General features: G+C 50.5%; 7 protein-coding genes. All 7 read left to right on the forward strand.

Annotation, left to right across the window (positions count from 1 at the left end; translation table 11 throughout):
- Window positions 1-3: 3 nt before the first annotated feature.
- Window positions 4-840, forward strand: coding sequence for a PRD domain-containing protein (locus HOLDEFILI_RS15805; RefSeq protein WP_006060866.1), 837 nt, complete (start codon window positions 4-6; stop codon window positions 838-840).
- Window positions 841-911: 71 nt separating this feature from the next.
- Window positions 912-2,315, forward strand: coding sequence for a PTS transporter subunit EIIC (locus HOLDEFILI_RS15810; RefSeq protein WP_039865167.1), 1,404 nt, complete (start codon window positions 912-914; stop codon window positions 2,313-2,315).
- 82 nt (window positions 2,316-2,397) lie between these two features.
- A complete protein-coding gene (locus tag HOLDEFILI_RS15815; protein WP_006060868.1) occupies window positions 2,398-3,228 on the forward strand; it encodes an MBL fold metallo-hydrolase in 831 nt (276 codons plus the stop codon).
- Window positions 3,229-3,542: 314 nt separating this feature from the next.
- Entirely contained in the window at window positions 3,543-5,075 is a 1,533-nt protein-coding gene (locus HOLDEFILI_RS15820) for an ABC transporter ATP-binding protein (RefSeq protein ID WP_006060870.1), read from the forward strand.
- Window positions 5,072-6,163 carry an ABC transporter permease gene (locus HOLDEFILI_RS15825; protein ID WP_006060871.1) on the forward strand — a complete coding sequence of 364 codons (1,092 nt, stop codon included), beginning with the start codon at window positions 5,072-5,074 and terminating at the stop codon, window positions 6,161-6,163. The genes HOLDEFILI_RS15820 and HOLDEFILI_RS15825 overlap by 4 nt, the downstream gene beginning before the upstream one ends.
- Window positions 6,160-7,116, forward strand: coding sequence for an ABC transporter permease (locus HOLDEFILI_RS15830; protein WP_006060872.1), 957 nt, complete (start codon window positions 6,160-6,162; stop codon window positions 7,114-7,116). The genes HOLDEFILI_RS15825 and HOLDEFILI_RS15830 overlap by 4 nt, the downstream gene beginning before the upstream one ends.
- 125 nt (window positions 7,117-7,241) lie before the next feature.
- Window positions 7,242-9,206, forward strand: a complete 1,965-nt coding sequence (locus tag HOLDEFILI_RS15835) for an alginate lyase family protein (RefSeq protein WP_006060873.1) — start codon at window positions 7,242-7,244, stop codon at window positions 9,204-9,206.
- The last annotated feature ends 301 nt before the right edge of the window (window positions 9,207-9,507 follow it).

A 9,507-nucleotide genomic window follows, 5' to 3' on the forward strand; every position in this document is an offset into this window, starting at 1 on the left:
TCTATGAAAGTGATTAAGAAGATTAACAACAATGTAGCTCTGTGTATCGATCAAGGTGGTAAAGAGCTGATTGCCCTGGGCAAAGGGATTGGGTTTAAGGCCATGCCCTACGAGCTTCAGGATTTGAGCGGAATTGAACGGACATTTTATGCCGTAAAAACGGATACGCTGCCAGTGCTGGATGAGATCGATGAGGAACTGTTCGCAGACACGGGATATATCGTGAGCCAGATCCGACAGCGGTTGAAAAAAGAAATCAGTGATTCTTTATTCTTCGTGTTAGTTGACCATCTAAATTTCGCAATTAAACGGGCCCGTGCCCATATTTATTTTCAGTTTAGCATCGTTAGCGAAGTAGTCCAGATGTATCAAATGGAAATGCAGGCAGGACAATGGGCTGTCGATTATCTTAACGATAAATATGGCGTAAAGCTGCCATCGGATGAGGCAGCGATCATTGCGATTCATATCGTCGGCAGCTATGATGATGAAAGCTATAGTCGTGAATTAGAGAACGTAACGAAGATTATCGGGCAGATCACTGACATCATCGAAGACCGGATGCATATCCAACTCGACCGGACCAACTTTAATTATTCCCGGTTTGTATCGCATCTTATGTATCTGTTAAAACGCCAACGGGATAAAACCGCGATTATCAGTACTAATCATCAGCTATTTGATCAGACAAGGCAGGCGTTTCCTGCGGTCTATCAATGTGCACTGGCCATTCGCAAGACTTTGGAAGAAAATCAAAAGATGATCATCAGCGATGAAGAATTGTTATATCTGATGCTCCATATCAATCGTATGATCGATCGAGAGGATTGTTACCGGTAAGGGCATAACCTCACAGAAAAGCGAATCTTTTTTGTGAGGCTTTTTATTTGAATAAACAGGAGGAGTAAATGATGGCTAAAAATTATAAAACACAAGCTTTGACTCTGTTGGAAAAGGTAGGAGGAAAAGGAAATGTTGCTGGCGTTTATCACTGCGCAACCCGTCTGCGGTTTGAGTTAAAAGATGAAAGTATTCCAAATGATGAACAGATTCGACAGATTCCGGGCGTCTTGGGTGTTTCCAGGGCTGGTGGACAATACCAGATTATTATCGGACCCGATGTTCCCCGACTTTACGAAGCCGTTTGTCAGACAGGTGATTTCCAGTCTCAGTCGGCAATTCCAGAAAACTTTGACCGCAAAAATGAGAAACTGACAATCAAAAAAGCGATTGGAAAAGTGTTCAGTTATATCAGCGGTACGGTGAGTGAGCTGATTCCAATCCTCGTTGCAGCGTCGATGGTCAAAACAATTCAAGTGCTGATCGGTCCCGGTTTTTTCCACTGGATTTCGGCGGAGTCGGATACCTATCGATTATTTGATCTGATTTACAATGCGTTCTTTTATTTCATGCCGCTCTATATTGGTTATTCAGCATCCAAAAAACTTAAAACCAGTATCCCACTGGGTTTGCTGCTGGGAGGAATTCTGCTGGTGCCGGATTATATCGCGCTGGTAAGTGCTGGGGAAGCCTTTGCGGTATATGGCATTCCGATGAAGTTGGTATCTTACAGCGGTACAATGTTCCCGATGCTGCTGACGATTGCCTGTCTGAAAATCGTGAATGATTTTGCCCAGAAACACATCTCTGATATGTTTGCGATGAGTTTCCGGCCACTAATCGTGCTGCTGGTGATGATCCCACTGGAATTGTGTGTTTTGGGACCGGTTGGCGGTTACATCGGCGACGGACTGGCAATGGTGATTAAAGCCTGTGAAAAAATTCCGTGGATTACCGGCGCCATCGGCGGCTTATGGTTATTTGTCGTAGCGACGGGAATGCATATGCCATTAGTTCAGGCGATCAATATTCCGGAACAAATGACTTACGGATATCAGAAAATTCTTAGTCCGGCAATCAAAATGAGCAATATCTGCATGTATGGCATGGTGTTCGCGGCGATTATTAAAACCCACAACAAAGGAAATAAAGCAACCTATGCCGCCTATCTGTTATCCGGTACAGTTGAACCGGGACTGTACGGAGTGGTGTTTAAGAATTCTAAATGTGTGCCGGGACTGGCCATTGGCGGCGTGATCACCGGCATTCTCGTCACCTGTTTGGGCGCTATTGTCTATCCATCCCAGGGAATTCCGCTGATCGGTCCGTGGATCGGATTCATCGCTGGCGGAACGGCTAATATCCTGAAAGGGTTCCTGTGCGGTAGTGGTGCTCTGATTTTTGGATTCATCTGGGCCTGGATGATCGGTCTGGACAGTGAGGAATTCAGCCGGGCTGCCTCAAAACAGAAATAAAGAGACAGGTGCTTGACGAACTGCGCGGATTTGTCAGAATCCAGGTTAGTTGAAAAAAGAAAATGAGAGAAGGAAATAAAGCGTGGAATATCAAAATTTGAGGGCTGAATCGGTGACGAAGCATATCACACGGATTATTGATACGGACGTTTATCTGTATTTGATCGAAGGACAACGAAAAGCATGCTTGATTGATACCGGGCATGGGATTGGAGACAATTTAAAAAAGGTTGTGGAAACACTGACGGACAAACCAGTGTTTGTTATTCTGACGCATAATCATGAGGATCATATCGGCGGCAGCGGCTGGTTTAATGAAGTTTATCTCAATGCGAAAGATCATGCGGGTTACCATGAGCTTGCCGATCCTGAAATTCGGTTTTGTCGCCATCAAAATCCGACGTTTGGACATTATCCGTTATCCGCATATGCGCCTGAATTGAAAACGCCGCACATGTTGACAGATGGTCAGGAATTTGATCTGGGTGCCATCACCGTGAAGACCATTGCCTGCAGCGGACATACGGCGGGAAGTATGATTGTTTTGATCAAGGAAGAACAGGTTGCTATTTATGGCGACGCCATCGGCCGGCGGGTATGTTTAATTCATCCGGGACTAACGGTCAGTCAGTATCTGGAAAGTCTGCGTTATGTTCAAAGTGTCTGCGGACAGATTGTCTTCGGTTTGCGCTGTCATAACGATCCCGTAGTGTCGCCGACGATCGTGGACGAGCTGGCCGAATGCTGCCAGCGGATTTTGAAAGGTACGGACGCACGGCAAAACATTCAGTTTAAGCATGTGGATGGTTCCCTGACCTGCTGCTTTGCAGCAAGCGCTGTCAGCGGTCCTGCTCAAGCACGCATTGACGGAAAACAGGGCAATATTTTTTACACACTGGACAATGCGGCATAGTTTTGCGATGCAGTTGAAAAAGGGAAGTTTACGCAGCCAGGAAGTGAAGTCAAGCGAACAGAGAAGCGTAATGAATAACCAATTCTTGAAAACAAAGAAAGTTCGGTAAAACGTATGTAAAAAAAAGAAATCGGATTTCTATAAAGAAATATTTGGTTTCTTTTTGTCGTGAATAATTTGTTTCAGAGCTCAGTGCTGCTGATGCTGAAAGTTCAGGTGTCAAATGTCACATTTATTTGTGAAAAACGCAAAAAAATCCAACGGGAGCGGGAGGAAATATGTTATAATTTTGAATAGTTAATGGAGGGAAAATAATGAGTTATGCGATAGAGATGCTCAACATCACCAAGGACTTTCCAGGCATCCGCGCCAACGACGATGTGACTCTTCAAGTAGAGGAAAAAAGTATTCACGCTCTCTTGGGAGAAAACGGGGCCGGGAAATCCACGCTGATGTCGATTTTATTCGGTCTGTATCAGCCGACCCGCGGCACGATTAAAGTGCGCGGCCAGGAAGTAAAAATCACAGACCCGAATGTCGCCAACAGCCTGGGGATCGGAATGGTGCATCAGCATTTTAAGTTGGTAGAATGCTTTACAGTCACTGAAAATATTATTCTCGGACTGGAACCGAAAACAAAATTCTATACCACGGATATCAAATCGGCCGCCCAGCGGATTCAGCAGCTGAGCGAAATGTACGGATTGAACGTCGACCCGTATGCCAAGATCCAGAATATTTCCGTCGGGATGCAGCAGCGCGTTGAGATTTTAAAGATGCTTTACCGCAATGCGGACATCCTGATCTTTGACGAACCGACGGCGGTTCTGACGCCGCAGGAAATCCATGAGCTGATGGAAATCATGCGCAATCTGACCAAGGAAGGCAAGACAATTATTTTAATCACGCATAAATTGAAGGAAATCAAGGAAGTTGCCGATGTATGCACTGTTCTGCGGCGCGGCCGGTGTATGGGGACGATTCAGGTCGCGGAAACCTCGGAAGAGGAAATGGCGAAGCTGATGGTCGGCCGCGAAGTCGATTTCGGCGTGGAGAAGCAGGCCCAGCAGCCCGGCAAGGTCGTATTGGAAATTGAACATTTGAAAGTTAAAAACTCCAAGGGACTTTTAGGTGTGAAGGATTTCAGTCTGCAGGTGCGCGCCGGTGAAATTGTCGGCGTGGCGGGCATCGACGGCAACGGCCAGACAGAGCTGGTGTATGCGCTGACCGGACTGGCGAAGGCGGAAGGCGGCAAGGTGCTGCTCAACGGCAAGGATATCACGCACAGCTCGATCAAGCACCGGATCGAAGCCGGGATGGGCCACATTCCGGAAGACCGGCATAAGCACGGTTTGATCCTGGATTTCAAACTGAAAGAGAACATGGTTATTCACAGCTATAACGAAGCGCCGTATGCGAAGAACGGCCTGCTTCAGATGGCGGCGATCGACAAAAAAACCGACGAACTGATTGAAATGTTCGACGTCCGCAGCGGTCAGGGCCGGGAAACGATCACCCGCAGCATGTCCGGCGGCAATCAGCAGAAAGCGATTATCGCCCGGGAGATCGACCGCAGTCCGGAGCTGCTGATCGTCGTTCAGCCGACGCGCGGTCTGGATGTCGGCGCGATCGAGTACATCCATAAACGGATCGTGCAGGAACGCGACAACGGCAAAGCGATTTTGTTAGTGTCGCTGGAACTGGATGAAATTATGGCGCTGTCTGATCAAATCGCCGTGATGTTCAACGGGGAGTTGACCGGCTGGGTCAAAGCGGAAGAAACGGATGAAAATGAACTGGGTCTGATGATGTCCGGTTCGATCCGGAAGGGGGTCGCGGAAGCATGAAAAAAAGAGAAAAACTAGCGGCTCCATTAATTGCGGTTCTGCTGGGTCTGTTAGTCGGCATGATCATCGTCATCGCCAGCGGGAAATCGCCGGTGCTGCTGATCTCGGCGATTGTCAAAAGCTTCTGCGGCTTTGATATCTTAGCTCCAGGGCCGATCAACCCGCGCTACTTCGGCGAGTTTATCGTCTTCTCGATGCCGCTGATTTTGACCGGTCTGGCGGTCGGCTTCGCTTACCGCACCGGTTTGTTCAACATCGGCGGCGAAGGTCAGGTCATGGTCGGAGCGCTGGCGGCGACCGTCGTCGGCATTCTCGTACCGCTGCCGCCGGTGCTGCACGCGATCGTCTGTTTGATCGCCGGCGGCGTGGCCGGGGCGTTATGGGCCTTTTTACCGGGCTTTTTGAAAGTCAAACGGAATATTTCGGAAGTCGTCACGGCAATCATGATGAATTACGCCGCGCTGTACTTCTGCAACTACATCTTAAAAGCGCTGCCGGGCTCAACTCAGACCCGCACAGTGGATCTGCCGGCTTCCGCGCTGATCAAATCAGATTTTCTTAAACAGATCACGAACAATTCCCGTCTGCACTGGGGCATCCTGGTCGTCATCCTGGCGGTGATTGTTTATCACATCATTATTGAAAAAACGACGTTCGGCTACAGCCTGCGGGCGACCGGCTTCAATGCGGAAGGTGCGCGCTATGCGGGCATGAAGGTTGAACGCAACGTCGTCTACGCCATGATGATTTCCGGCGTTATGGCCGGGCTGGCGGGAGCAATCATGGTCTTGGGTACCTTCGGCTACGGACGCGTGCTGAACACGGCGGAAAACTACGGCTTTGACGGCATCGCCGTCGCGCTGGTCGGCGGGTGCAACGCGATCGGCATCTTCTTTGCCGGCTTGTTGTTCGGTCTGCTGAAAGTGGCGCAGCCGCTGATGCAGTCGATGCAGATCCCGAAGGATATCGCGACGATCATTTCCTCCACCATCATCATGCTGGTGGCAATGCAGAACGGCATTATCTTCATTATGAACCGATTGTCAAAAAAGAAAGAGACAGCGGAGAAAGGAAGTGAACAGGCATGAGTTTATTCTATAACATGTTTACGATCACTCTGATGATCTCGGCTCCGATTATCATCGCGGCGCTGGGCGGCTTGTTCAGTGAACGCAGCGGCGTTGTCAACATCGCGCTGGACGGCATCATGCTGGTCGGGGCGTTTGTCACCGCAGCCGTGGTCGTGGTCCTCGATCCGACCGGGGCCAACAGTAAGACGGCCATTCTGATCGGCTTGATCGCAGGCATGGCGGCCGGCATGGTCTTCTCCCTGCTGCACGCCTATGCGAGCATCGACCTGAACGCGGACCAGACGGTTTCCGGGACGGCGCTGAACTTGCTGGCAGCCGGAATCACGGTCTATCTGTGCCAGATTTTCTTCAACCAGCAGCGCACACCGGCGTTTATCCGCGGCATCACGCGCATTGACGTGCCGGTCTTGAAGGATATCCCGGTTTTGGGTGAGATGTTCTTCAAGCAGGTGCATCCGACGTTCTATCTGACGATCATCCTCGTCTTTGTAACCTGGTATGTTGTCTTTAAAACACCGTTCGGTCTGCGTATGCGTTCCTGCGGTGAATTCCCGCAGGCTTCGGCGTCGATGGGCATCAACGTCCGCCGGATGCGCTATTTCGGCGTGCTGGTTTCCGGCGCGCTGGCAGGCCTGGCCGGGGGCGTCATGGTCTTGACCCAGGACGTTCAGTTTACCGTCGTGACGATTCATGGTTTCGGGTTTATTGCGATCGCGGCGCTGATCTTCGGTAAGTGGAATCCATTCGGCGTCTTGGGCGCCGGCATGTTCTTCGGTTTCTCTCAGACGCTGGGCTTCTACGCGAAAGACATCCCGTTTTTGGCAACGCTGCCGACGGAATTCTTCAGCATGTTCCCGTATGTTCTGACGATCATCGCGCTGGTCATCTTCGCTGGCAAATCGGTCGGTCCGAAGGCGGCGGGCGAAATATACGATACAGGCAAACGTTAAGGCAGAGCCGGTTGAAATTGAACGGTCAAATTCAACCGGTTTTTCTTTTTCCTCAGTGAATTCTGGTATAATAAAAATGAAGGAAAACCCGTAATCAGATCGTTAAATAAGGAAAGAGGATATTGATGAAGATTGAAGAAATCAGAAATTCATGGCGGCAGCTTGTCGCGCAGAAAGAGTTAAAGCAGGTATCGGAACTTCTGCGGCAAAGTCCGGAGCGGGACAAGCTGATGCAGCGGGGCCGGGAGTTGTGCGCGCATACGTTTGTGTTCGATCATCCGTGGGACATGGAGCGGTGTCTGACGCCGCACACCATGGAAACGATGGATTGGAATCAGGTGTTCAATGACGACGAGGAATGGACGTTTATGCTCAACCGCATGGATTATTGGTCGGCGCTGGCCAAAGCGGCGCTGATCAGTCAGGATACGCGCTATCTTGATCAGGCCAAAGACTTCTTGCTTGACTGGATTGAGCAGCATCCCCGTATCGAACCCAGTCTGTCAACACGCACGCTGGATACCGGCATCCGTGTGGTCAACATGCTGGAATGCGCGATGCTTTTAGAAGCGTCGGAAAAACTGAACGACGAGGAGCTGACGCTGATTCTTACAAGCGTAGAGAACCAGCTGGCGTATTTAAAAGCGAATTATATTGAAAAATACACTTTAAGCAACTGGGGAAGCATCCAGACCTGCGGGATGATTGTGTGCTCGGCGATGATGGGAAAGGATCCGCGGCAGGATGAAGTCTACCGCTGGGCGCTGGAAGAGCTGGAAACCCAGATGCAGATTCAGATCGGGGCGGACGGCATGCTTTGGGAACAATCGACGATGTATCATGTCGAGGTGCTCAACAACGTGCTGCGGGTATTGGATTACGCACAGTTTTATCCGATTCCGCTGACGGATGAAATCTGCGAAAAAGCGCATGCAATGACCCGGGCGCTGATGCACATGATGATGCCGGATCATCAGATCGAAACCTTCGGCGATTCCGACCGGGTCAACGCCGAGGATGTTATGAACAAAGGCGCTATTCTATTTGACGATCCGCAGCTGCGCGCGATGGGCAGCGATCATGGCGACAGCGATCTGCTTTTAAACGGCGGAATGCCGGCCTGGCGGAAGCTGCAGACCCTGCCGAAGCAAACGCCGCAGACCCTGCTCTATGCGGGACAGGACTGCGGCATCGTCGTGCGCCGGAGTGATTTCGGCCGGAGCGCGGAATGGATGATGATGCTTAACGGCGAGCTGGGCAGCGGTCATGGCCATTCGGATAATCTGCATTATTCGATCATTCACCAGGGGCTGCCGTTTGTGATCGACCCCGGCCGCTTCACCTATCGTGAGGATCATCCGGTCCGCGTTGAACTGAAAGGCATGAGCGCGCACAACACAGTGATTCTGGACGATCAGCCAGGCAGCGTGCCGGATTCCAGCTGGACCTATCAACGGTTTCTGCGCCCGTTGGCAACGCTTATCCGCGATACGCCGGAGGGCTTGTACTGGGAAGGCGGCGTGCTGACCGAACAGCCGCAGATGACGCACATTCGGAAAGTGATCATGCTTCCGCAGGGCTGCTGGGTTGTCTGTGATGAGATTTTCTGTGAGGGCGGGCATACCGTTGTCAGCCGGATCCAGCTCGATCCGCAGGTGGAGGTCAGCGGCAATGATTCGGATTGGCAGCTGAAGCAGGAAACAGTCAAGCTGAATTATCATCACGAAGGCTTGCCGGTCAGCGTGGAACAAGGACCGTGTTCGTTGCGCTACAACGAATTGCAGGACCATAAAATTTTTGCCAGCCGTGGAAGGATGCATGGATCGTTGTTTCAGGACGAGCTGTTTTATGGCGAGGACTTCCGGCTGGAACCGGCCGAAGTTATGCAGCCGGGCCACGGAAAGCTGCCGGAAGAGGAAGTCAGCGCGTGGCGGTTTGTCCGCGGCGAGGAGAGCTATACGTGCGTCATCTTCCATCAACAACTTTACCGCGGTAAAAAGATTTTGTATTGCGAAGGGCTGCCGCTGCACAACCAGGCCTGTTTGATTATCAAGAAAGCGGGCTTGAAAAAGCTGATCCGGCTGAAATAAAGAGGGCATAAACAGCGAATTCAAGCTGCGAGGATCGCTTAAGGATCTTAGGTCAATAAAAGTTAAACGATCTGTCTGAACGAATCGACCAGGGAATGGTGAGCGCTGAAAAGGCGGTGCCTGTCTCGTTCGTTATTCTACGTGGGACAAAGAACAGGAAAGCGCTGGATCTTCTTGTAAACGGAGGCCGCGCTTTTTCTTTACCTCAGAATTATTCGAGGTGTCTTTCCTGATCGATAATCAAGGACAACAGGATTTAAAAAAGGAGGGATAAACGAAAAAAAGAGAACGCTGAGCGCTC

Origin of the sequence: Holdemania filiformis DSM 12042 (assembly GCF_000157995.1) — a bacterium.
GTDB classification, from domain to species: Bacteria; Bacillota_I; Bacilli_A; order Erysipelotrichales; family Erysipelotrichaceae; genus Holdemania; species Holdemania filiformis.

What these genes read in the sequence shown, in the direction of transcription:
- HOLDEFILI_RS15805 (WP_006060866.1), top strand. Translation starts at nt 4, where the DNA reads ATGAAAGTGATTAAGAAGATTAACAACAATGTAGCTCTGTGTATCGAT.
- HOLDEFILI_RS15810 (WP_039865167.1), top strand. Translation starts at nt 912, where the DNA reads ATGGCTAAAAATTATAAAACACAAGCTTTGACTCTGTTGGAAAAGGTA.
- HOLDEFILI_RS15820 (WP_006060870.1), top strand. Translation starts at nt 3,543, where the DNA reads ATGAGTTATGCGATAGAGATGCTCAACATCACCAAGGACTTTCCAGGC.
- HOLDEFILI_RS15825 (WP_006060871.1), top strand. Translation starts at nt 5,072, where the DNA reads ATGAAAAAAAGAGAAAAACTAGCGGCTCCATTAATTGCGGTTCTGCTG.
- HOLDEFILI_RS15830 (WP_006060872.1), top strand. Translation starts at nt 6,160, where the DNA reads ATGAGTTTATTCTATAACATGTTTACGATCACTCTGATGATCTCGGCT.
- HOLDEFILI_RS15835 (WP_006060873.1), top strand. Translation starts at nt 7,242, where the DNA reads ATGAAGATTGAAGAAATCAGAAATTCATGGCGGCAGCTTGTCGCGCAG.